This window comes from Hymenobacter oligotrophus, assembly GCF_003574965.1.
Lineage (GTDB): Bacteria > Bacteroidota > Bacteroidia > Cytophagales > Hymenobacteraceae > Solirubrum > Solirubrum oligotrophum.
This window is the reverse complement of the sequence record NZ_CP032317.1, coordinates 624,747-647,159: the sequence shown is the minus strand read 5'-3', so window position 1 is coordinate 647,159 and position 22,413 is coordinate 624,747. Positions and strand designations below refer to the sequence as shown.

The 22,413-nt window shown below is 63.4% G+C and carries 22 protein-coding genes; 10 read left to right on the top strand and 12 right to left on the bottom strand.

The window, feature by feature from the left end; translation table 11 throughout:
- Window positions 1-100 precede the first annotated feature (100 nt).
- The 6 genes from msrB to D3Y59_RS02635 all read right to left on the bottom strand — a co-directional run bounded on the left by msrB (window position 101) and on the right by D3Y59_RS02635 (window position 6,380).
- Window positions 101-547, bottom strand: a complete 447-nt coding sequence (gene msrB / locus D3Y59_RS02655) for a peptide-methionine (R)-S-oxide reductase MsrB (RefSeq protein ID WP_119443640.1) — start codon at window positions 545-547, stop codon at window positions 101-103.
- Window positions 548-582: 35 nt separating this feature from the next.
- Entirely contained in the window at window positions 583-1,911 is a 1,329-nt protein-coding gene (locus D3Y59_RS02650) for a leucine-rich repeat-containing protein kinase family protein (RefSeq protein ID WP_119443639.1), read from the bottom strand.
- A gap of 69 nt (window positions 1,912-1,980) precedes the next feature.
- On the bottom strand, window positions 1,981-2,115 hold the full coding sequence (locus D3Y59_RS18705) for a hypothetical protein (protein ID WP_262696959.1): 135 nt from the start codon (window positions 2,113-2,115) through the stop codon (window positions 1,981-1,983).
- Window positions 2,116-2,215: 100 nt separating this feature from the next.
- Window positions 2,216-3,214: a glycoside hydrolase family 43 protein gene (locus D3Y59_RS02645; RefSeq protein ID WP_119443638.1), complete on the bottom strand. Its 999-nt coding sequence runs from the start codon at window positions 3,212-3,214 to the stop codon at window positions 2,216-2,218.
- Window positions 3,215-3,489: 275 nt separating this feature from the next.
- Entirely contained in the window at window positions 3,490-4,329 is an 840-nt protein-coding gene (locus D3Y59_RS02640; protein ID WP_119443637.1) for a phytanoyl-CoA dioxygenase family protein, read from the bottom strand.
- A 446-nt stretch (window positions 4,330-4,775) separates the two neighbouring features.
- Entirely contained in the window at window positions 4,776-6,380 is a 1,605-nt protein-coding gene (locus tag D3Y59_RS02635) for a protein adenylyltransferase SelO (RefSeq protein WP_119443636.1), read from the bottom strand.
- Window positions 6,381-6,653: 273 nt separating this feature from the next.
- Here D3Y59_RS02635 and D3Y59_RS02630 point away from each other — a divergent pair, with 273 nt between their 5' ends.
- Complete coding sequence (locus tag D3Y59_RS02630; RefSeq protein ID WP_119443635.1) at window positions 6,654-7,754, top strand: lipase family protein; 1,101 nt, start codon at window positions 6,654-6,656, stop codon at window positions 7,752-7,754.
- Window positions 7,755-8,129: 375 nt separating this feature from the next.
- Here D3Y59_RS02630 and D3Y59_RS02625 read toward each other — a convergent pair whose 3' ends face one another.
- The 3 genes from D3Y59_RS02625 to D3Y59_RS02615 are packed head-to-tail and all read right to left on the bottom strand — an operon-like array spanning window position 8,130 to window position 10,526.
- Window positions 8,130-8,678 (bottom strand): DinB family protein, encoded by a 549-nt coding sequence (locus D3Y59_RS02625; protein ID WP_119443634.1) that lies wholly within the window; start codon window positions 8,676-8,678, stop codon window positions 8,130-8,132.
- Window positions 8,679-8,688: 10 nt separating this feature from the next.
- Window positions 8,689-9,750: a bifunctional transcriptional activator/DNA repair enzyme AdaA gene (locus D3Y59_RS18770; RefSeq protein ID WP_119443633.1), complete on the bottom strand. Its 1,062-nt coding sequence runs from the start codon at window positions 9,748-9,750 to the stop codon at window positions 8,689-8,691.
- On the bottom strand, window positions 9,747-10,526 hold the full coding sequence (locus D3Y59_RS02615) for an isocitrate lyase/PEP mutase family protein (RefSeq protein WP_205590866.1): 780 nt from the start codon (window positions 10,524-10,526) through the stop codon (window positions 9,747-9,749). Before D3Y59_RS02615 ends, D3Y59_RS18770 begins: the two co-directional genes overlap by 4 nt.
- Window positions 10,527-10,809: 283 nt before the next feature.
- Between D3Y59_RS02615 and D3Y59_RS02610 the strand changes: the two genes are divergently transcribed.
- Window positions 10,810-11,655: a universal stress protein gene (locus D3Y59_RS02610; RefSeq protein WP_119443632.1), complete on the top strand. Its 846-nt coding sequence runs from the start codon at window positions 10,810-10,812 to the stop codon at window positions 11,653-11,655.
- Between the two features lie 8 nt (window positions 11,656-11,663).
- Here D3Y59_RS02610 and D3Y59_RS02605 read toward each other — a convergent pair whose 3' ends face one another.
- Window positions 11,664-12,488, bottom strand: coding sequence for a GNAT family N-acetyltransferase (locus tag D3Y59_RS02605; RefSeq protein WP_119446288.1), 825 nt, complete (start codon window positions 12,486-12,488; stop codon window positions 11,664-11,666).
- A 183-nt stretch (window positions 12,489-12,671) separates the two neighbouring features.
- On the opposite strand from D3Y59_RS02605, the gene D3Y59_RS02600 reads away from it, so the two are divergent.
- From D3Y59_RS02600 to D3Y59_RS02580, 5 genes are all read left to right on the top strand, one after another.
- Entirely contained in the window at window positions 12,672-13,388 is a 717-nt protein-coding gene (locus tag D3Y59_RS02600; RefSeq protein WP_119443631.1) for a hypothetical protein, read from the top strand.
- 153 nt (window positions 13,389-13,541) lie between these two features.
- Window positions 13,542-13,955, top strand: a complete 414-nt coding sequence (locus D3Y59_RS02595; protein ID WP_162910492.1) for a hypothetical protein — start codon at window positions 13,542-13,544, stop codon at window positions 13,953-13,955.
- Between the two features lie 189 nt (window positions 13,956-14,144).
- The gene (locus D3Y59_RS02590; RefSeq protein WP_119443629.1) at window positions 14,145-14,732 is read left to right on the top strand and encodes an RNA polymerase sigma factor; all 588 of its coding nucleotides are present in this window, start codon (window positions 14,145-14,147) and stop codon (window positions 14,730-14,732) included.
- Window positions 14,733-14,736: 4 nt separating this feature from the next.
- Window positions 14,737-15,039, top strand: coding sequence for a hypothetical protein (locus D3Y59_RS02585; RefSeq protein ID WP_119443628.1), 303 nt, complete (start codon window positions 14,737-14,739; stop codon window positions 15,037-15,039).
- A gap of 139 nt (window positions 15,040-15,178) precedes the next feature.
- Window positions 15,179-15,871 carry a ClpP family protease gene (locus tag D3Y59_RS02580; RefSeq protein WP_119443627.1) on the top strand — a complete coding sequence of 231 codons (693 nt, stop codon included), beginning with the start codon at window positions 15,179-15,181 and terminating at the stop codon, window positions 15,869-15,871.
- 78 nt (window positions 15,872-15,949) lie between these two features.
- Here the strand turns inward: D3Y59_RS02580 and D3Y59_RS02575 are convergent, their stop codons facing one another.
- Window positions 15,950-16,270 carry a cupin domain-containing protein gene (locus D3Y59_RS02575; protein ID WP_119443626.1) on the bottom strand — a complete coding sequence of 107 codons (321 nt, stop codon included), beginning with the start codon at window positions 16,268-16,270 and terminating at the stop codon, window positions 15,950-15,952.
- Between the two features lie 205 nt (window positions 16,271-16,475).
- On the opposite strand from D3Y59_RS02575, the gene D3Y59_RS02570 reads away from it, so the two are divergent.
- Window positions 16,476-17,486: an SDR family oxidoreductase gene (locus tag D3Y59_RS02570; protein ID WP_119443625.1), complete on the top strand. Its 1,011-nt coding sequence runs from the start codon at window positions 16,476-16,478 to the stop codon at window positions 17,484-17,486.
- Window positions 17,487-17,766: 280 nt separating this feature from the next.
- Here the strand turns inward: D3Y59_RS02570 and D3Y59_RS02565 are convergent, their stop codons facing one another.
- Window positions 17,767-18,348, bottom strand: a complete 582-nt coding sequence (locus tag D3Y59_RS02565; protein WP_119443624.1) for a hypothetical protein — start codon at window positions 18,346-18,348, stop codon at window positions 17,767-17,769.
- Between the two features lie 271 nt (window positions 18,349-18,619).
- Here D3Y59_RS02565 and D3Y59_RS02560 point away from each other — a divergent pair, with 271 nt between their 5' ends.
- Both D3Y59_RS02560 and D3Y59_RS02555 read left to right on the top strand, forming a co-directional pair.
- Entirely contained in the window at window positions 18,620-19,069 is a 450-nt protein-coding gene (locus D3Y59_RS02560; protein ID WP_119443623.1) for a hypothetical protein, read from the top strand.
- A gap of 139 nt (window positions 19,070-19,208) precedes the next feature.
- Window positions 19,209-22,397: an AsmA family protein gene (locus tag D3Y59_RS02555; RefSeq protein WP_119443622.1), complete on the top strand. Its 3,189-nt coding sequence runs from the start codon at window positions 19,209-19,211 to the stop codon at window positions 22,395-22,397.
- Window positions 22,398-22,413: the final 16 nt, after the last annotated feature.

The following is a 22,413-nucleotide window of genomic DNA, read 5'->3' as shown; positions in this document are numbered from 1 at the left end:
TAGCCAAGTCCGCGCTACACGCGCGGCCGGCAACGACAGAATTTACTATCTGTGGACGCGGACTACAGAGTCCGCGCTACAGCGGCGCCGCGCTTAGCGCCTACGCATCTACCCGACGAATACTCTCGGAGTTGATGCAGTAGCGCAACCCGTGCGGCTCGGGCCCATCGGGAAACACGTGGCCTAGGTGACAATCGCACACGTTGCAAAGCACCTCAATGCGCTGCATGTGGTGGCTGCCGTCGAAGGCGTACCTGATGGCGTTTTTGGCCACCGGCTGCGTGAAGCTGGGCCAGCCCGAAATGGCGTGGTACTTGGTGGCCGAATCGAACAAGCGACTGCCGCAGCCGATGCACACGTACACGCCCGGCTCGTAGGAGCGGCAATAGGCGTTGCGGTACGGCGGCTCGGTGCCTTTTTCGCGCGCAATGCGGTACTGCGCGGGCGTTAGCTGCGCGCGCCATTCGTCCTCGGTTTTCTCGACGCGCCGCGGCGGCTCGGGGTTGCTGTATTTGGCGTATTTAATTACGTCGGACCAACGAAGCATACCGTTCAGTACGGCTCGGCACCGCGCGGGTATTACTAGCCCTGCAACTCGGCCAAGGTTTGCTCGATTTCGGCAAACAAAGGCCGGCTGGCTGCCTCGGGCTGCATGCAGCGCTGCTGCAAAGCACCTAGGGCTTGCAGCACGGCGGGGTGGCTGGCGTTGGGGCAGCGCTCCAGTAGCTCCTCGAGCAGGCAGCCAAACGCCCGCGCTTCTACTTGCTGCAGCGCACGCGCAGTGGCCGCGTCGGCCGGGTCGAAAAAGCACGCGGCTCCAAAGTCGCCAAGCAGGCATTCGCCGCCTTCGGCTACCAGAATGTTGTGGGCGTACAAGTCGCCGTGCACAATGCCGCGGCTGTGCAAGTGCCGTACGGCGGAGGCAATACCTAGGGCAATGCGCAGCACTTCGGGCAGCGAGAATCTGGTGTCGGCGGCGTACACATCGCGGGTGCAGGTAGCAAAGCTGGGCGGCCCAGCCAAGTTGCCGAACCTAGGCTCTATGAGCTGCAGCACCAGCCCTTCGGCCCCGGCGGGGTGCCGCTGAATTTTGCCGGCCACGGCAATAAGGTTGGGATGTGTACCGGCGCTGATGCAGGCAGCCATTTCGCTGTGCGGCAGCCCGTCGCTGGTAACGGCGCCTTTAAACAGCTTCACGGCTACCTCGGCGTGCGGTGCTGCCGCTTGGGGCTGCCAGCGCGCCCGATGAATGATGCCCGAGGCGCCTTCGCCCAGCTGCTGCTCGAGTTGCAGTGTGGCCCAGTCGATACCCACGATGGGGCGCCGGGCCACGGCCGCCGCCTCGATGCGGTCGGCGAAGGGGTTGCCGGCATAGGCCAGCCACGCAAGGCGCGGCAGCTGCAACAGCCACTCGGGCAGCGCCTCCAATTGGTTGGCGGCCAGGCGCAACAACTCCAAACGCGTGCAACTGCCTAGGGCCTCGGGAAGGTACCGGAGGCGGTTGCCGGCCAGCATCAGCTTTTGCAATTGGGTGCAGCGGCCAATTTCGGCGGGCAGTTCCTCAAGTTCGTTGTCGGTGAGAATAAGCCAGCGCAGCTGCGGCGGCAGCGCCGCGGCCGGCAGCGTGCGGATGCGGTTGGCCTTGAAGCCAACCATGCTCAGCTGCGGGCACTGGCCCAGCACCTCGGGCACGGCGGTAAACTGATTATCGGAGCAGAACAGGATGCGCAGCCGGTGCAGGCGCCCAAGGCCGGCGGGCAACGCCGACAAGGCATTGCCCGACAGGTTAAGGACTTCGAGCGTGTCGGCCAGGTCAAAAATTTCGCGCGGAAACTCGGTGAGGCCACACGACAGATCGAGCCGGGTAGCGCCGGCCAATTGCCCCGTGCGCAGCTGTTCGAGGGTATGCATGCCGCAAAGGTCGGCAATACGCGGGGCATCTCGGCCCAGGCCCGCCACTAGCACGGCGGCACCTAGGGCTTATTGCTCGAAGAACAAGCTGTAAATAACCCAGGCCGCGGCGAGCAGCCCCATCATGTACCAGCCCCACTTAACGTACTTGTCGTCGGGCGATTCATCGCGGATAGGCCGACGCTTTAATCCGGGAAACTTCATACCAGTGGGCAAACGGGTTCAGTAGGTGGACTACGCTTTCATACGTGCGCCAAAGCAAGCGGATGTACGGAGCAAGCGGCGCAACATACTGCCTACCAACTCACAGCGGGCGCCCAAAGTTGGGCGAGCCGTCGGGGTGCCACTCAAACGGCTTGGCCCGGATTTGCCGCGCCCAGCCGGCTTGGCTGCTGCGCGCGGCGTGGTAAATGATATAGTGCTGATCGTCAATCACCACAAAAGAGGCGTGGCCCGGCCCGAAAATGGTATCGGTTTTGGCAAATACCGGCTGCGGCTCCTTGCGCCACGACGAGGGCTCGAGCGGGTAGCCGCCTAGGTAGGTGAGCTGGCCCAGGCAGTAGTCGTCCGTCCAGCTGCCGCTGGCCGAGTAAATAATGAACGTGCGCCCCGCGTGCTGCAACACCTGCGGCCCCTCGTTTACGTGCGGGTAGCCTTGCTTTTCCCACTCGTGCTCGGGCCTCGAGATGCACACCCGATCCGAAGCAATGGTGTAGGGGTTGCTCATGCGGGCGATGTAAATGTTCTGGCTGGTGTTGCTGAACCCCTCCCACCCCGACCACAGGAAGTACATTTCGCCCTCGAGCTGCAGCACCGTGCCGTCGATGGCCCATCGGTCGGTGGGCACCTCCAGCTTGCCCCGGAACGCGTACTCACCTAGTGCGTCGTCGGTCAGGCTTTCGAGGGCATAGAGCCGCTCTTCGCCGTTGCGGGCGTTGTAAAGCGCGAAGTAGATGTACCATTTGCCGTTGATGCGCTGCAGCTCGGGTGCCCAAATTTCGCGGTACTCGGGCACGGCGCCGTGGTTGCCGGGCCATACCTGCACGAGCTCGGCAGTGGCCATATCATGCAGTTGGGCAAACCGGCTGATCAGGATCTTGCGCTTTGCCCGGTCGACGGTGCAGTAGTACAGCCGGTTTTCGTGCGAAATCACCCACGGGTCCTCGCCGTCGGGTACCAGCACGTGGGTTTGGTCGCCGCTGGGTGGTATTGCCCGCGCCCGGGCCGTCATTTCGTTTATCTCATCCACCGTCATGGGCGCAAGCTGCGCCTCCTGGTAAATGTGGTCGTCGGGCGTGTGCATGAGGTGGCTATTTGCAGGTAAATGATTTCGTCATCCTGAGGCCCGACCCGAAGGATCTTATCACGTCAGAACGACCTAGTCACCGAACGTCATGTCGAGCGCAGCCGAGACGTCTCGCGTGCTGATGCTAGGTAGTAATTACTATCCGGCGAGATGTCTCGCCAAGCTCGACATGAGGGCTGTTGATCATTCTGGCGTGATAAGGTCCTTCGCTTTGCTCAGGATGACAGGAGTGCGTAGTTCAGCAGCATCGTGCTCGACCTAGGCGGCACGCCTCAGGCTTCGCCCATCATTAGCCCTTCGATGGTATGCGCTTGGACGATGGGCTCGAGCTTATCCACTACGCGGCAGGTCAGGTGCTGACGCAAGCTTTCGGGCAGGGCTTCGTAGTAGGCGCGCGTTACCTGCAAATCGTGGCGCTCGGCGTTGTTGGCGGTGGGGGCATCTACGCCGAGCACCAACGCCGGCCGCGGAATATCAGAAGTGTTGGCTGTGCCGCGGTGAATGGTTAGTGCCGAGCGGGCCGAGATGTCGCCCATCTGCGGCATTTTTTGCTGAGCTTTTCGCTCGTAGCGAGGGTACAGCGACTTCGGCGGAAACATGCCGTGCTCAAAACCCTCGGGCAAATCCCACTGCGTGCCGGGTGCTACCTCAAACGGGCCCATTTCTTCAGTTACATCAACCGTGGTGAGGTTGAAAGCCAGCGAGTTCAGCCGCCGGCCCACAAGGGTGTCGTCGGGTGCCGGGAAGTCGCGGTGCCAGGGCTGGGGCACGGCACCTGGATTGGGCACATCGAACCCTATTTCCACGATTTTGTACCCGGGGCCGAGCACCGCTTCGCACACGGCTACCACCCACGGGTGGGTACACAGCTCCACGAAGCCCCGAATGCCTTCGGGGTGAATTTCGACGTAGTGGCGCTTTGGCCCGCGGCCAACGGCGCCACCCGGTCGCTTCAGGGCCGCTTCGTACAGCACGGCAATGTCCTCGCCTAGCTGCTGCGCCCACTCACGGCTGAATGCACCCTTCAGGCCAATAATGCCGTCGCCGTACAGGCCGCCCATGATTTGGGCTATATCGTAAGTGGTTTGGGGTTTACGCTCCTCTGCTATCATGCTCCTGGTGTTTGGTGGCCGATGCTTGCTCCCTAGGTAACTGCACTGGTTGCAGGGCCAATAGGCAGCAAGCTTCTCTGTTGATAACGAAATCGGGCGGCAATGGGTGGCAACGGCGGAGCTTGGCACCGACCGTTCGGCCGCTGTCATTGCGAGGACGAAGGACATTCTGCGCATCGAGCGGCGTCAATCGATTTTGGGCTAGGCACAACCCTTCCCCACGCTGTCATTGCGAGGAGGCACGACGAAGCAATCGGTCCTGGGCAGGGCACCACTATTCACCTAGCAGCACCCTAAAACCGCACCGCCCGAATCCTGACTGCAGGATTCGGGCGGTGCGGTTTTGTCGCTTGATGGGTTTTCGGTTGGTACTGGGTGAAAGGGCGTATCCTGCTCAGGACCGATTGCTTCGCTTTGCTCGCAATGACAGCGGCGGGAACGATGCCCTAAGAACTGCACGAAAGCGTAGCGCAGCCGGGCTTGGAGGCTGCCCAATCGGGGCGCATGGCGGCCAGGTCGTCGTGCTCGGGCTGCTCGGCGTAGGGCGTCTTCAGCACTTCCATCAAACGGTTCAGCACCGATAGGTCACCGGTTTCGGCAGCTTCGATAGCCTTTTGCGCCAGGTAGTTGCGCAGCACGTACTTGGGGTTGGCCGCCAACATGCTTTCGCGAATGGCCTCGGGTGTAGCCGACTCCTGGCGCAAGCGTTGCAAGTAGCGCTGCAACCACTGCACCAGCACGGTGTGCCCGGCATAACCGGGTTGGGCGTAGGAGTTGGCTTCAATGAACGCCAATAGCTGTGCTTCTTCGTTCGCAGCATCGAGCAGCAACTGCGGTGCTAAGTGCGAAAGGTTGCGGAAGAACAGCGTCATGTCCATCACGCCGTCAACCAAAACCTGGTGCATGTCCTCAATCAGCTGCTGGTCGTCGGCGGTTTCGTAAGTTGTGAGGCCGAGCTTGCGCAGCATCATGGCCTGCATGGTTTCGGCCAGGGTCGTGCCGTACAGGTCGAGGCCGGGGCGCAGCTGCTCGGGGTCGGCAACGAGGGGAGCAATGGCGCGGGCCAGCTGCACGAGGTTCCAGAGGGCAACTTGCGGCTGCTGGCCGAAGGCATACCGGCGGTAGCTGAAGTCGGTGGTGTTGGGCGTCCAGTCGGGCTCGTAGGGCTCGAGCCAGCCGTAAGGGCCGTAGTCGATGGTGAGGCCCAGGATGGACATGTTATCGGTGTTCATCACGCCGTGCACAAAGCCCACCGACATCCAGTGCGCAACCATCACGGCGGTGCGGCGGCTCACCTCGGCAAACCAGCGCAGGTACACCTCCGCCGACGGCTCGCCCAGTTCGGGGTAGTACCGACGAATGACGTAATCGGCCAGTTCGCGCAGGTTGTCCATCTCGCCGTTGGCAGCAAAAATCTGGAAGTTGCCAAAGCGCACAAACGTAGGCGCTACGCGGGCCACAATGGCGCCGGGCTCCTCCTGCGGATTGCCGTTGTAGAACATGTCGCGCACCACTTTGGCGCCGGTGCCTACCAGGCTAAGGGCGCGGGTGGTGGGCACGCCTAGGTAGTGCATGGCCTCGCTGCACAAATACTCGCGCAAGGAGGAGCGCAGCACGGCGCGGCCATCGGCGCGGCGCGAGTACGGCGTCATGCCCGCGCCTTTCAGCTGAATTTCCCAGGGGCTGCCGTCGGTTGCGCGCAGCTCGCCCAGCGAAATGGCGCGCCCATCGCCCAACTGCCCCGCCCAACTGCCAAACTGGTGGCCGCCGTAGCGGGCGGCAAAAGGCTTCATGCTTTCGGTAACGCGGTTGCCGGCCAGCACCTCCGCCGCGGGGCCGCGCTCAGCGGGCTTCTCGAGCCCTAGGTACCGGGCCAGGTCATCGGACCAGGCCAGCAGGTGCGGATCGGGTACGGGCGTGGGCTGCACGCGCGAGTAGGCGAAACCGGGCACCTGGCGCGGGCGGTTGTCGAGGGTGGCCTCGCCGCGCAGCTCCTCTACCAGGGAGTTTTCGAACGTGGCCTGATCGATGGAAAACGTATTTGCTGACATACAGAAAATCGGGAAGGAAAAGCAGCAGCCCTGGGTTTGGCGCCGCAATGTCGGGAACACACGGTGGCTGCTCAGGATTCATTTACGGCAACGGGTGCTTAGCCAGTCAGGCCAATAAGCTAACATTTGATAAAGCAGGCTGATCGATAAGCGGTTGCAGAATGCACATCGCCTATTTGCTGTTGTGCTTGGTATTTAGCCCAGGCAAACGCCAGCAAACCTACTTGCTGTGCTGCGGGTATTCAGTGCATCACGCCACTACGCTTGTGCCACATGAAATGCATGCTTCCGCTCGTGTGCTGCCTGCTTGCCCTAACTGGCCCTGCCACCCTTGCGCAGCGCTTGCAACCGGGGTTTGATAAAGCCGAATACATTGAGCTGCTGCGGGTATCGTCGAGGCAGGCCGGCGACTCGGTTTTCTACGCAGGGGTGGCAGCGCCCAAGCAGTTTCGGCGGGTGTACCGCTCGCCCGTGGTGGGCCTCGACAACCGCTGGGATTTGTGGAGCAACGGCCGGGGCACGGTGGTGGTTAGCCTGCGCGGCACCACCCAAAACAACACCAGCTGGCTCGAGAATTTTTACGCGGCCATGCTGCCGGCCAAAGGCGAGCTGCGCCTGAGCAAGGAGCGCACGTTTCGGTACGAGCTGGCGCAGCATCCGCAAGCGGCCGTGCACGCGGGCTGGCTGTTGGGCATGGCCTCGCTTGCCGATGACATTGCAAGTAAAATCGACTCGTGCTACCGCCGCGGCACACAGGATGTGGTGGTGCTCGGGCACAGCCAAGGCGGGGCCATTGCCTACCTGCTCACCTCGCACTTGCGCAACCTGCAAAGCCGCGGCGAGCTGCCCGCCGATGTGCGCCTGAAAACCTACTGCAGCGCCGCTCCTAAACCCGGCAACCTGCACTACGCCTACGAGTACGAAGCCCAGACTTACGGCCCCAACGGCGGTTGGGGCTTCAACGTGGTAAACGCCGCCGACTGGGTACCCGAAACGCCCATTTCCATCCAAACCCTCACCGATTTCAACCCCACCAACCCGTTTGTGGGCGCCCGCGGCATCATTCGTAAGCAAAGCCTGCCTAAGCGGCTGGCGCTGGGTTACGTGTACCGGCAACTCGATAAGCCCACACGCAAAGCGCAGCGTAACTACCAGCGTTACCTAGGCACGTTTGCCTCGCGCGAAGTGCGCAAAACCCTGCCCGAGTACCAGCCGGGCACGTACTACGCCAGCAACAACTACGTGCGCACCGGCCGGCCCGTGGTGCTGCAGCCCACAGCCGAGTACCACCGCCGCTTCCCCGACGACCCCAAGCGCATTTTCGCGCATCACCTGTTTTTGCCCTACTTGTACCTGGCCGAGCGGTTACCCTAGGTTGTTCAAAGGTTGTTCAAAGCAAGCAGGCATTCGTGCCCATCCGGCCGGCCGCTTGCCGAACCTCATACAGGCGTAGCCAAACGTTGCTGCCGCTTCGCTTGAAAGTCATGCTGAGCCCCGTCGACACATCTCGCCGGATGGTATGGTCATCCTGAGGCGCCAGCCGAAGGACCTTATCACGCCGGGACCTCACAGGCCCCCCTGCGGGCCACGGCCCCTCTCCAAAGAGAGGGGGGGAATGTAGGCTATCCGGCGTCAGCACGCGAGATGTTTCGACGGAGCTCGACATGACGGGCTGAAGGTGGTGAAGAAGCTTAAACCGCTAAACCGCGTGGCTGCCAGTTGGAGCCTGCTAGGCCGCTTACCCGAGTGCTACGCCTGAGCCGTTTGCAGCAGCGGCAGGCTCCGCTCGCGCCACAGCAGCAGGTGGTGGGCCTCGTGGCCGGCGGTGATGTAAGCCAGGGCGCGGGTGGTTACGGGCTGGTTGCTGGCCGTGCCCTGCTGCTCGTAGGCCTCGGGGCCAAACGACTCAAACAAGCTGAGGGTGGCGGCGCGCACGGCATCGTACTCGGCTAGCAGGCTGGCCAGCGAGCGGGCATCGGCGCCGGAGGTCACCACGTATTCATCCTGCTCGAAACCGGGCAAGGGTTGCTTGTCGCCGCGGCCTACGCGCAGGGCGCGGTAGGCAAAAATGCGTTCGGTATCGATGATGTGCAGCAGGGTTTCCTTGATGCTCCATTTGCCGGGTGCGTAGCGCAGCAGGGCTTGCTCGTCGGAGAGCGAGCCAATCATCTGCTTCAGCTCGGTTTGCTGGTGGCGCAGCTGCTGCAAAGGGTCGGTGCCATCCGGAATCAGGCTAATGTAGCGCGCGTAGTAAGCGCCGTATTCGGTATCGGCAGGGCGAATGGTGCGGTAGTTCATGGCCGCCAAGTTACAAGGCGAGTTGGGGAGTTTGCCGCTCCAGCTCGAGCAACCACTTTTTGCGCCACAAGCCCCCGCCGTAGCCCGTGAGCTTGCCATCGGCGCCAATTACGCGGTGGCAGGGTATCAGAATGGAAATGCGGTTCATGCCGTTGGCTGCCGCCACAGCCCGCACCGCACCGGGCTGCTCCAGAGCGTTGGCCTGCTGCTGATACGAGCGTGTGCTGCCGTAACCAATGGTTTGGAGCTGCTCCCACACGCGCTGCTGAAACGGCGTGCCGGGCGCGTACAGCGGCACCGAAAAGGTGCGGCGCTGGCCCGCAAAGTACTCCTCGAGTTCGGCCCGTAACACCGGAAAGTGCGGGTTAGGCCCTTGCACCACGGAGGCGTTTAGCAGCTTGGTCAGGGCCTTGAGTTCGGTTTCCAGCATTTTGCGGTCGGTGAATTCAAGCAAGCACACCCCCTCCTCCACCGCGCAGGCAATCATGGGGCCTAGGGGCGTTTCGAAACGCAGCAGATCGATAACCCGCTGCGCGCGGCTATTGGAGGGCGCCACGCCAAACACGGCCTTAAACGAATCCTGAAAACCGCTCAGCGACTCGTACCCGGCATCGAAAGCGGCAGCCGTAACGGTTTCCCCCTCCTGAATTTTTTTGAACGCGGTGTTGATGCGCATCATGCGTTGGTAAGCTTGAAACGTGAGGCCGTGGTGCTTCAGAAACCAACGCCGCAACATGCTGGGCTCGAGTCCGCGGGCACGCAGTTCCCGGTCGTCGATTTTAGCTGCCGGCTGGGCGTGTATTTCCTCGAGCAGCTCGCCTATGCAGGCCGGTGCTTCGCCGCGCTTGCTTAGGGGCGTGCACACCTTGCAGGGCCGGTAGCCGCACACCAAGGCTTCGTTGGTGCTGCCGTAAAACTCTACGTTTTCGGGCTTGGGTTTGCGCGCCGTGCAGGTGGGCCTGCAAAAGATGCCGGTGGTTTTTACGGCCGCGATAAACGTGCCCTCGTAGGCTACATCCTTGGCAATCAGGGCGCGGTAGTACTCGTGGGTCAGCGCGGGGTCGGCAATCATCGGAACAAGGTCGCAAAGTTTTCTTCGGAGCGCAGCGTAGCCATGGCCGCTGCATGCACGCGCCCTAGGTGCTCAAAGGCAAAGTTGCCCATGCTGATGCGCCGCACCCCGGCCTGCTGCAACTCGCCGAAGCCGGGCAAGTTGGGCAGGCACATCACGTTCAGGGGTAAGGCGGTGGCGCCGGCTAGCTGGCGCATGTGCCCTAGGTCGGTGAGGCCCGGCACAAACAAGCCATCGGCCCCGGCTTGCGCGTAGGCTTGGGCCCGCAGGCGGATTTCGGGTAGTGACTGGGCTGCGCCGAGCAGGTAGGCATCGGTGCGGGCGTTGATGAATACGGCGCGGCTGCGGGCAGCCAAGTAGTTTTTGAGTTGGTGCAGCAGTTCGGCAAAGGCATCGGCGGGAACCAGTTGGCGCTGCCCATTGATTACCAGCGAGTCTTCGATGTTGATGCCGACCACGCCTAGGTCGGCGAGTTGGGCTACGTTGGCGCACACCGTGGCAGCGCGGCGGCTGTAGCCGGCTTCCACATCAACCGTAACGGGCACTTGCACGGCCTGGCAAATGCGCGCTACCACAAACCGCAAATCGGCAAAAGGCATCTGCTCGCCATCGGCGTAGCCCAGCATGCTGGCAATGGCCGCGCTCGATGTACCAACGGCCCCGAAGCCCATCTCTTGGTACGTGGCAGCACTGCGGGCATCCCAGGCGTTGGGCAGTAGCAGGGGCTCGGGTTGGTGGTGCAGCTCCCGGAAAAGCAAGGCGTTGGGTGGGGTCATGTCGGTGAGGTTTTGGGCGAAAGTACCCGCGCCACCTAGGGGCCTGCAACCGGAAATTGAACACCTATTTTTTTGGGGCTGGCTCGTTGCCTTCAACCTTGCCCCGCCCACCTAGGGCAAACTGGCTTGGCGTGCGGCCAAGGGCTAAAGGCGCAGTTTATTTTGATGAGCTGCGCGCAGGCCATTTTATTATCCAAACAAATAGCTATATTATACACGAAATCCAGCACGCTCGGCGTGGGCGTTCCGGAGGTGGTACTTCCTCTTAACCTTCTGTTGGCCCATGAAGAACATCCTCGTACCTACCGACTTTACGCCCAAAGCGCACAACGCTTTTGAGGTGGCGTTGCAACTGGCGCAACGCACGGGAGGCCACATCACTTTGCTGCACGTGGTGGATATGCCAACGGGCGGCGGCGTGGTTTCGTCGGGTGGCCCGGCCGGCGGCGGCGGCCTCAACGACCTGTATGCCATTAAGCTGCTGCAGGTGGTAAAGCACCGCATGTTCGAGCTGATTGCCGAGGCGCAGCGCCGCGTGGAGGGCGTGGAGGTGCAAGACCTCATTCACACGTCCTCGCTCGATGAGGCCATCCTGGAGGTTATCGAGGAGCGCAACATCGATTTGGTGGTGATGGGCACCGAGGAGCCGCACGACTGGACGCGCATGTTTACCGAAACCACCTCGCAGCGGCTTATCCGGACGGCCCCGTGCCCGGTGCTTACCGTAAAGCAGCCCGCTCCCGATTTCAAGGTGCAGCACATCGTGTTTGCTTCCGACTTCTCGGCCGAGGCCGACCGCGTTGTGCCCAACCTGCGGCAAATTCAGCAGGCTTTCCCGGAGGCTACCCTGCACCTGCTCGACGTGGTGCCCTCGCACGACCGCGACGCGGCCGTGCTGGCGCGCATCAACGATTTTGCCCACCGCCACCAGCTGCAACACTACGAGCCCGACGTAATTGACGCGCCCAAGGTGAGCATTGGCATACCGCGCTTTGTGGAGCAAGCCCACGCCGATTTGGTGGTGATGCTCACGCACGCCCACACCGGGCTCAGCCACCTGTGGCACAACAACACAGCCGAAAGCGTGGCCGTGCACGCCGCCCCGCCGGTACTCACGCTGCACACCTAGGCCAGCACCTAGGGCCGTGGCATCAGCTGCCACTTGATGCGGGTGTACGCAATCCGGAAGCCGTGCTTTTCGGCGTTGCGCTGCGATTGGCTGCCCGGCAGGGCGCCCATCAGGGCCAGCGTGCAGCCTTGCGAGGCGGCATCGCGCAGGCGGGCGTGCAGCAAGGCCTGTTGCCCGCCTTGGCGGCGGCCCTGCGGCACGGTACTGGCACCGGCCAGCAGCGCCACGCCATTGTGCACGTACATACCGCCGGCCGCAATGGGCGCGCCGTCGAGCTCGGCTAGGTAGGCTGCGTAGCCTGCGCTGCGGGCATTAATGCGCCCAAAGTCGCGCATAAAGGCTTCGGCATTTTCCATCTCGGTGCTCCAGCCCTGGGCCAAGGTTTGCGACCAGGCCTCGGCTTCGGAGTGCGGCACCACACGGGTTTGCACCCGCGGGTTGGTTGGCGCGCTGGCGGCCGGTGCCTCGGGCCCAAGCGGCCGGTACAGCACGCTGGTGTACTCGATGGGCACGTAGCCGCGCGTAGGCAGCAGGGCTAGCAAACTGCCATCGGCCAAGGGGCTTACCTCGTGGTGCACGGGGGCGCCGCGCTCGGCAAAAAACCGCTCCAGCTTGGATAGCTCGGCGTCGCCCACGGGCCCAAACAAGCCCAAGCCAAAGGTTTGGGTAAGCGGCGAATCGGGCCCGTCGAACATAGCATACGCGCCGGCTACCTCCACCCAGCAGGCGCCGCTGGTTGGGAACAGTTGCGCGCGGGCATCCACAAAGCTGGCGTTGCTGCGGCCCTCGGCGCGCTCGAGCCGGCGGGCTAAATCCTGATCGGAGAATACCATTGCGGTGGCAAAAATGGGTAAGCCGTTGGCGGGTTGCTTCAGCAATGCACCGCACAAACAACACCGCAGCGCTACTGAAAAAAGCACCCGCTGCGTTGCATCGACGCTATATTAAAAAACTTTTATATTCTTTACCTTAACCGTGCCCGCTTGCTTTCTTCGCCTCCACAAACCCGGCTACCGATGAACCGTGTATTTCTGCCCCTGGTACTTGTTGCGCTGGCGTGCGCTCCTGCTTTGGCCCAATCGCGCGCCGGCCTCACCGCCCCCACCAACGCCGATATCATCGACAGCCAGCTAGCCAAGGGCAAAGGCTCGGCCGCGCGGTCGACTACCACCGGCAGTCCGTTTTTGTTTGCCCACTGGGCAAGCGGCCAAGTGGTGAGTACCAGCCTCGGCCCGCGGCGCGCCCTGCTGAAGTACGACCTGGCCCAAAACCGGCTGCTGGTGCGTCGCCCGGCCGGCGACTCGGCCGAGGTAATGCTGGCGCAGCTAACCGAATTTACCCTCCGCGACTCGGCCCGCGGCGAGCAGTACACCTTCCGGCTGTACCCCAATATCCGGGCGCCCAAGCCGGCGTTGCGCGCCACGTTCTGGGACGTGCGCTACGACGCCGGCCGCACCGCTTTGCTGCGCCACCGCACCCGCGCGGTGTTTCACCGCGGCAACTCCCCCTCGCTCGCTGGCACCACCGGCGCCGCCTGGCACGACATGAGCGCGTACTACCTTAAGTTGCCCGACAACACCCTCGCGCCGGTGCGGCTGAGCGGCCGCTCGGTGCTCGAGGCCCTGGGCCCAACGCACGCCCCCGCCCTGCAAGCCTACGTTGCGCAGCAGCGCCTGAAGCTGACCGACGAAGCCGACGTGGCCAAGCTGCTGGCTTATTACGATTCGCTCTGAGGCACCTAGGATAATGTCGGCGGCGTTGCATTTTGGCACCGGGGATGTTGTAATTTCGCGGCGTGCTGCCCAGCCCCCGCCGCCCCGCAGGGCGCGGAGCTGCCCCGGGAGCGTTGCCGCGTATCCGTCACCCATCCTTCCTTCTGATTTCGAATGACAGATTCTGCCTTGCGGTTGTACTTTGAAAACCCCGTGGGCCGTGTGCTCGAGCACCCTGCGGGTTTTGCCGTAGTGCTCTACCACCCGGGCAAGCGCAAGCTGCATCACTTGCAAGCGTTCCTCACGCATACCAGCCAGCTGATGCGGGTGCGTAACTGGAACAAAATGCTCGGCGACCAACGCCTGATGGCCCCGTTTACCGACGAAGAAAGCCAGTGGATTGTGGATTACTGGCTGGCGCCCGAGCGCCAAGGCCGCACCATTTACGGCGCCGTGCTGCTGCCCAACGATGTGTTTGCGCGCCTGTCGGTCAACAACATCATGCATGAGGCCAAGGCCGCCGCCCTCACCTACCGCATGTTCGACAACGAAGCCGATGCATTGGCTTGGCTCGTGAAACAGCCCTAACCAACGGCTCCTGCTTGTTTTTCGCCGAGGCACCCTTAGGGGTGCCTCGCTGCGTTTTGGGGCGGGGTGCAGCGCGCTGCCGCAACCGTGCGTTATGTAGGCAAGGCCTGCCCGGCGGTTATTTTTTTAGCATCTGGGGTGATAGTTGGCCCCCCCCGACGATTAATAGCCAGACGCCACTTCCAGCCGATGAAACAACTGCCCCACCCCCACCCAGCCGCCGTGCCCGACGCCGCCGAACTTCGGCACGCGTTGTTGCGCAACCGGCAAGCCATGCTTGCGCAGCTGTACCGGCGCGCCTACCCCGTGGTGCGGCAGTACGTGCTAAGCCACGGCGGCTCGGCGACAGATGCGAAGGATGTGTTTCAGGATGCCTTGGTGGTGTTTTACGAAAAAGCCGTAGCGGGCACCCTGCACCTTACGGCCTCGGCCAGCACTTACCTCGTGGCCGTAAGTCGCAACCTGTGGCGCCGCGAGCTGGCCCGCCGCCGCGGCGAGCCCCTTACCCACCTAGCCGACGAGCACGGCGAGCTACCCGATGCCGCCGCGCCCGCCGACGAGCAGCCCGCGCTGGCCGTGCGCGAGTACGTGGAGCGCTTGGGCGAGCGGTGCAAGAGCATTTTGCTGGCGTTTTACTACTTCCGGCAGCCGCTCGAGCAAATAGCCGCCGCCCACCAATACGGCAGCGTGCGCTCGGCCACGGTGCAAAAGTTTAAGTGCTTGGAGCGCTTGCGCCAATCGGTGCGCCAGGCCGTTGCCCACGCCCTAACCGCCTGATGCCATGCGCCCCGAACTTGCCCGCCTTGCCCGCATCGAGCAGCAATTGCTAGGTGCCCCAGCCGCCACCAGCCCGGCCGAGTGGCAACAACTCTTGATCCTCGACGCCGACCTAGCAGCCGATGCCCAAGCCCAAGCGCAGCTCTACGCCGGCATTGCGTTGGCCGGCCGGCGGCAGCTGCGCCATGAGCTTGACGCCATTCATGCGCAGCTATACGGCCCGGTAGCGGCGGGCTGGCTTCGCCATACTGCGGCACGCCTGCGGCAGCTGCTCCCCCGCTGGCCGCGGCTGCGGCCCCGGTCCTAGGGGCCAGGCCGGCTACGGCCACCTAGGGCACCCGCGTTTTTCCGACTACCTCCCTTTGCCCGCAGCTTTTGGCTTGCGGCGGCTTAGTGTTGCCATTGGCGTGGGGTACTGCTTCCGGTTTCAACCAACGTGTTTCGCTATGCTTCACTCGCAAGAATTCACCCATTTCGCTGTTAAAAATGAGCACCTTAACAGCCTACACCTCCACCAATACCTGCAGCACATGGAGGGCTTGGCTAGGCCGTTTGTCACGAACATGACGCGCTCGGTGATTGAGGAGCGCCCCACGCGCTTTGCCGAGATTGACGTGTTCTCGCGCCTGATCATGGACCGCATCGTGTTCCTGGGCACGCCCGTCGACGACCAAATCGCCAACGTGCTAACTGCCCAGTTGCTGTTTCTCGAATCCGTGGATGCGAAGAAGGACATCCTGCTCTACATCAACTCGCCGGGCGGCTCGGTGTACGCCGGCCTGGGCATCTACGACACGATGCAGTACGTGGGCCCCGACGTGGCCACCATCTGCACCGGCCTGGCCGCCTCTATGTCGGCAGTATTGCTGGCCGGCGGCGCAGCCAGCAAGCGCTCGGCCCTGCCCCACGCCCGCGTCATGATCCACCAGCCCTCGGGCGGCGTGCAGGGGCCGTCGGCTGATATCGAAATCACCGCCCGCGAAATCCTGAAAATGCGCCACGAGCTGTACGAGATTTTGGCCAAGCACACCGGCCAAACCTACAAGCAAATCCACACCCACTCCGACCGCGACTACTGGCTCCGAGCCGACGAAGCCAAAGAATACGGCCTCATCGACGAGGTGCTCGTGCGCACGTAGCAACGCGGCCCTGCGAGCTGCCTGGCCAGGCAGCTCGCAGGGCCGAAACCACCTAGGCGCCCCGGGCGCCAGGCGGCATTAGCGGTAAATCAGGATGCGGGCGTCGTGGAGGCAATGCAGCGAGTGGCGCGCCCCCGCCGGAAACACGATGTAGTCGCCGGCCTCCAACTCGGCCGCGGCGCCCTCCACGGTAATAACCAAGCGGCCGGCCAGCACGGTTACCAGCACATCCACGGGCGCGTCGTGGGTAGGCATGGTTTCGCCCGCCCGAAAGGTTTTGAAAATGACCTTCTGCCCCTGTTTATCGACTAGTACTTGGGCTTTGGTTTCGCCGATGGCCGTGTGGCGGCCGCCAAGCAAGCTGCCCGTTTGCAGGGCCGCAGCAGTAGCTGAACTCATATAAAAAGCGCCCGTTGGGGCATTGGTGTGGGGCGAAGCTACCCCGGCGTGGCAAGGCCGCACATGACATTTATCACCCCAAAACCTGACGCTGCTTACCCACGCCCGGCCTCAGGCATCAAGTGCCCCTGCCCAGCTGCGCCAACACCCAAACCACACCGCCCCCAGCGCGTTAAACCTACCTCACCAAACGCGCCAAGGGGCCATGACAAAGCATTCGTTAGCAGGCCAAACGGTAGTAATTACGGGTGCCAGCAGCGGCATTGGCCGCGCCGCCGCGCTGGCATTTGCGCGCTGCGGCGCTCGGTTGGTGCTGGCTGCCCGCCGGGCCCACGTGCTGGCCGAGGTGGCGGCCGAGTGCGAACACCTAGGCGGCCGAGCCCTGGCCGTGCCCACCGATACCACCGATGCGCAAGCCGTGGAGCGCCTGGCCCAACAGGCCGAGGCTTTTGGCGGGCGCATCGCTGTGTGGATCAACAACGCCGGCAGCGGGGCCGTGGGCGCATTCGACGAGGTGCCGCTGGCGGCGCACGAGCAGGTGCTGCGCCTTAATTTGCTGGGGTACCTGTACGGGGCCTACGCGGCGTTGCCGCGCTTTCGGCGGCAGCAGGGCGGCATCCTTATCAACGTAATATCCCTAGGTGCCTGGGTGCCAATGCCGTTTACGGCAGCCTACACGGCCAGCAAGTTTGGCTTGCGCGGAATGAGCGAATCGTTGCGCGCCGAACTGATCGACACGCCCTCCATCCGGGTGTGCGATGTGTACCCGGCCTTCGTGGATACGCCCGGTTTCCAGCACGGCGCCAACTACACGGGCAAGCTCATCAAGCCCGCTTCGCCGATGTTTAGCCCCCACAAAGTGGCCGATGCGCTGGTAGAGCTGGCCCAACACCCCCGCGATACCACCATGGTGGGCTGGACGGCCACGGTAATGCGCCATGCTTATGCTGTAGCGCCCGGCGCTACCCGCTCCATGATGGGACGGGTTTTCAAGCTCTACCTCAAGCAAGCCAAGCCCGCCCCCGTAACGGCGGGCAGCCTGCTGGCCCCGGCCGCCGTACCCCACGGCACCGACATAGAGGGCGGCTGGGGCAGCAGCAAACCTAACCTGGCCGCTTGGCTGGGCGCTGCATTTGCTGCTGGTCTGGCAGCCGGTGTATATGCCTTGGCGCGGCGGCAGCCAACCGAATCTGCTTTCAGCAAAGCTGTGCACTAGCTTGCCCCTAGCTCGAGTGGCTAGCGGTGTAATTGACTGAACCACTTACAACTAACCAAAATTATCTGCGGGCAGCTTTATAAATAGTTTAAGCTTAGATTACACTTAAAATTATTAATCGTCTAATTACAAATATCTTACGTGCAATAAACCCACCAAAATTGCTATTCTTATTAGAGCCCAACAACAGCTAAGTACAGTGCCACTGCAAACGGCAACGGCCCGCGACGCGGTAGGCATGTGCCTACCGCGTCGCGGGCCGTTGGGCGTGGAGCGGGCTTTACTTTTTGCTCAGTGCCGCGGCTTGCACCACCGTGTTGTCGGGCAGCGGGATTTCGCGGGCGGTCTGGAAGGTGAAGGGCTTTTCGGCTAGCTCGTCGATGCGGCGCTGCAGCACGCGCAGGCGGGCGCCGTCGCCCGGCGTTACCGATACATCGGAGCCGGTGCCGGAGTTGGCGTCGTAGCTGCGGAAGCCTACCAGCGTATTGCTCGGAAACTCGGCGCGCTTGGCCTTGGCTTCGTCCACCACATCGGGCTTGCCCACAAACCGACCTAGGTCGATTTCCTTGGTTTCGGCACCCTTGATGATGAGGTAAGCAGTGGTCTTTTTCGGGCCGCCGTCGGCATCCTTCACGGGCTCAAAACGAAACGAGAGCTGCGCGGCCACGGGAGCGGCAGCGGCAGGCGCGGCAGCCGGCGTGCTGCCCTCGGCCACCGGGGCTGGGCTGGCGGTGCTGTCGGCGGGGGCGGCTTGCTCGGTTGCCGAGGCGGCAGCCTCGGGTTGCTCGGTGCTAGGTGCCGATTGATTGCAGCCGGCCACGAGCAGCGCTGCGGCCAGCATACCCAGGTAGTGAAACTTCATAAGGAAAGCGAATGCGAAGGGTGTTGGTACTTTCTGAACGGTAAGAATAAGCAGAAATGCCCGGCTTTGCACTATACGGCGGGGGTTTGCACTTTGCTTTTCGTGGCAACTCTAGCCGGCCGGCCGCTGGCATTGCAAAACAAATCCCCTATATTGCTAAGGATTAATGCATTTGTACTCCGCCTGCTCCTGGTAGCTTTGCCCGTCTTCTCTCACTGGCTGGCCTGGCGAAGCGTTTGTTGCTGCACCCATTTTTGGAAGGCTTACCCGTATGCAACCAGTTGTTTTGCACAATTCCTTCGGCCAGCCTTTCCTGAGCATTGCTTGGGACGAAGCCAACGGCTGGCTGTACAACCGATGGGAAGGCCTGCTCTCAAAAGAGAACGTGATGAAAGGCGGCGAGCAGGTGTTGGCGGCGATGCAGGCCACCGGCTGCTCCCTGCTGCTCAACGACAACCGCGAGGTGAAAGGCTCGTGGAGCCAGGCCAACGATTACATTGCCCACCACTGGATGCCCAAAGCCAAAGCGCTGGGCCTGCGTCGCTTTGCGCACATTTTGGCGCCTGGCTTGTTTGCGCAGCAATCGGTGGAGGAAATGCTGCACCGCGTGGAGGGCCGTTTTGAGATGCGCCTGTTCGGCAGCCTCGAGGAGGCTACGCAATGGCTGCAAACGGCGCAACCCGCTGCCCTACCCGCACCCGCCCAGGCGCCCGCGTTGTAGCCTTGCTGCTGGCCTAGGTTACCGAGGCCAGTGTTGTGCAGCCTCGGGGCGCGCATCTGCGTACTGCCCATTGCGGGTGCCACCGAGGAGCTAACACTGCTGCGGGGCTTTTTACCGGCGCAGCACCCGGCGTTGCGCTATGGTGCTAAAGCATTTTCGGAAAGCGGCCCTGTTGGCCCTGCTGCTCGGCGCCGCCGTGGGCGCAGCGGTGTGGCTGCTGCTGGGCACGCGCGCAGGCCGGCAGCAGCTGGAGCAGCAATTGCGCGAACAACTGCGGCAGAGTACCGCGTTGGTGGTAAGCCCTTACGAGGTGCGCTTTTCGGCCTGGCAGCACTTTCCGCACTTTACGGCCACGGTGCGCGGTTTGGCGCTTACCGACACCGCCCACGGCCAAGCCCGCGAGGTGCTGCAAATTGGGCAAGCCGATTTGCGCCTGCACGCGCTGGCGCTGCTGCGGGGCCAAGTGCAAGTGCGGCGCCTGCACCTGGCCAATGTAGTGCTGCGCAGTTACGTCGATTCAGCCGGGCGTAGCTGGGCCGTGCGCGGCCGAGGCACCCAGTCGGGGCCAGCGGAGCCCTTGCCCTTCGAGCTTAAAATTCTACACCTCAGCAACGTACGCTTGCAGTTTCGCAACGACTACAAGCGCAGTGCCTTTGCCGCCGTGGTGCACAACGCGCAGCTACAAGCGCGCCAGGCCACGGGCGTGCTGCAGCTGCAGGGGCAATTGGCAGGCAACCTGGAGCAGTTGCGCACCCGGCGCGGCACCGTGCTGGCCCGCCAACCCGTGCGCGCTTGGGTCCGCTACCAATACAGCTTCGCCAGGCGGCAAGGCACGCTCGAAAAAAGCGGCTTTACGCTGCACGGCGATACGCTGCACGTAGCGGGCACGCACACAGCCCACCGCCTAGGTGGCCAGCGCCTGCACATCAGCATACAAGGCAAGCAACCCCTGAGCCGGGTGCTGCCGCGCATGTTGCCGCACAGCCTAGGTGCCTACGTAGCCGAGGCCCGCAGCCCCAGCAAAGCTCACATCGAGCACCGTTTGCAAGGCGTTAGCGGCCCTACCACGTGGCCCCGCAGCACCACGCGCCTGCAGCTGCGCAATGCCCAGCTCAGTTGGCCCGATTCGGCCCGCCGAATTAGGCGCTGGAACATGCTGGCCGTGCTCGACAACGGCCCCGCCCACCACCCGCGCACCACCACGCTGCGCCTCGAGCACTGCCGCATTTTTTCGTCGGTGGGCGAGTTGGATGTGCAGCTAACCTTGCGTGATTTTCGGCGCCCCTACCTGGTGGGCCGCCTGCGGGGCCGTACCGATTTGCCCGCTCTGGCAGCCTTGGTAGCGCCAGGCTTTTGGCAAGGCCGGGCCGGTAGCGCCGAGCTCGATGTAGCCCTGCGCGGCCTGTTGCCGCCGCCACCGGGGCAATTGCGCCCCCGGCTGTCGGCCGAAAACCTGCAGGCCCGGGGCACGGTAGTGCTTCGCAACGCGGCTTTTCGCCTGCCCGACCGCAACGCCGAAGTGCGCCGCCTGAACGTGCACCTGCGCATGCAGGACAGCGTGTGGCAGCTCGGCAACCTTGCGGGCGAAGTAGACGGCATGCGCTTTCGGGCAACGGCCACGGCCACCCACCTGCTCGATTATTTCACGGGCCTGTCGGCCACCACGCACGTAACAGGCCGCTTTGCGCTCGACGAGCTGCGCATCGCCCGGCTGCGTGAGCTGCTGCGGCCGGCGGCACCTAGGGCAAGCAGCCCCGCCCGCGCCGCCGCGCCGCGCCGCACTGCCCCCGCCGACACCAGCTTGCTGCCGCCCGGCTTGCGGCTCAACATCGAACTCAGTTGCCAGCGCCTGCTGTTGCCCGCCGATACCGTGTACCGCCTTGCCACCGTACTGCAGCACGACCGCCGCCGCACGTGGCTGCGCAACCTTACGGCCCAGGTTTGGGGCGGGCAAGTGCGTGGGCAAGCCTCGTGGCCCGCCGCCGAAGCCCACCGCCCTGCCCCGCCCGGGTTTCGCCTCGATGTGCGTTTTGGCACGCTTAGCTACCAACGTGCGGTGCATTTGCTTACTGCCAAACCCAAGCGCCACTCCGCTGCCCCGGCCACGGCGCTTTCCGAGATGCTGCTGGCCGCCAACGGGCAGGCCACTTGTTACATAACCACCCTGAAGCTGCCCGCCAATGGCCAGGTGCAAAACCTGCGCCTGCAGGTACTGAAAACCGGCAACACGCTGCGCATGCCCTATTTGCTGTTTGGGGCCCCGGGCGGCGGAGTGGGCCGAGCCAACGCCACGGCCCGCCTGAGCGGCGGGGCGCTGGCCGCGGCCAACGCCAACCTGGAGTTGCGCTACCGCACCCTCGATGTGCAGCGCCTGCTGCTCCAACTAGCCAGCCTGGCCCCCGACGAGGCTCCGCAGGCGCCCGTTTCGGTTAAACCCAACGGCAACGGCACCAGCCGCATGCTCACCGACGGCCGATTGAGCGCCCGCCTGCGTGTGCGCGCCGAGCAGGTGCAATACGGCGTGCTTACGGGCACCAATTTCCGGGCGCTTTCAACCTTGCAACCCGGCACTGCCCGGCTCGAGGAGTGTGCCCTGAATGCTTTCGGCGGGCAATTTCGGTTGCGCGGGCGGCTGCAAACCACGGCGGTGCAAGGCCTGCACCCGCTGCATGCCCAGCTCGATTTGCGCAACGTTGCCCTGCCTCAGCTTTTCCGGCTGGCCGATGCCTTGCAGTTCGATGTACTGGGCAGCCAAAACATCCGCGGCACGCTGCACTGCAACGCCGACGTGCGCACCACCCTCGATGCCAATTTTTTGCCGGCGGCAGCGCGCACCGTTGGCTACGCCCGCGCCGACGTAAACCACCTAGAGTTGCTGAACATAGCCGCCCTCGAAGAGGCGTTTAAGTTGGCAGGCGCCCGCCGCACCAGCCATTTGGTGTTCGAGCCCGTTAGCTCGCGGTTTTTCTTCGACCGCGGCACCGTGCTCATTCCGTCGCTGCACCTCAATAGCAACCTCACCGACCTCGACGTGAGCGGCTTCTACAACCTAGGCGGGCAGGCCAACCTGTACCTAGGCCTCAGCCCTTTGCAGGCGTTGCTGGGCAACAACACCAAGCGCGTAGGCCGCATTCTGCGCGACGAGCCCGCCCGCCGCCCCGGCCGCAGCCTCACCTACGTAAACCTGCGCCGCGCGCCCCGGGGCCGCAACAACCTGCGCCTGTTCAAAGGTCACGCAAAACGCCAACAGCAAACGCTGCTGCAGCAGCAGTGCCGCCAGCTCCTGCTCACTCACCCGCTCGATACCACCCTTAACTTGCTGCAATAAGCACCCAGGCATAGGG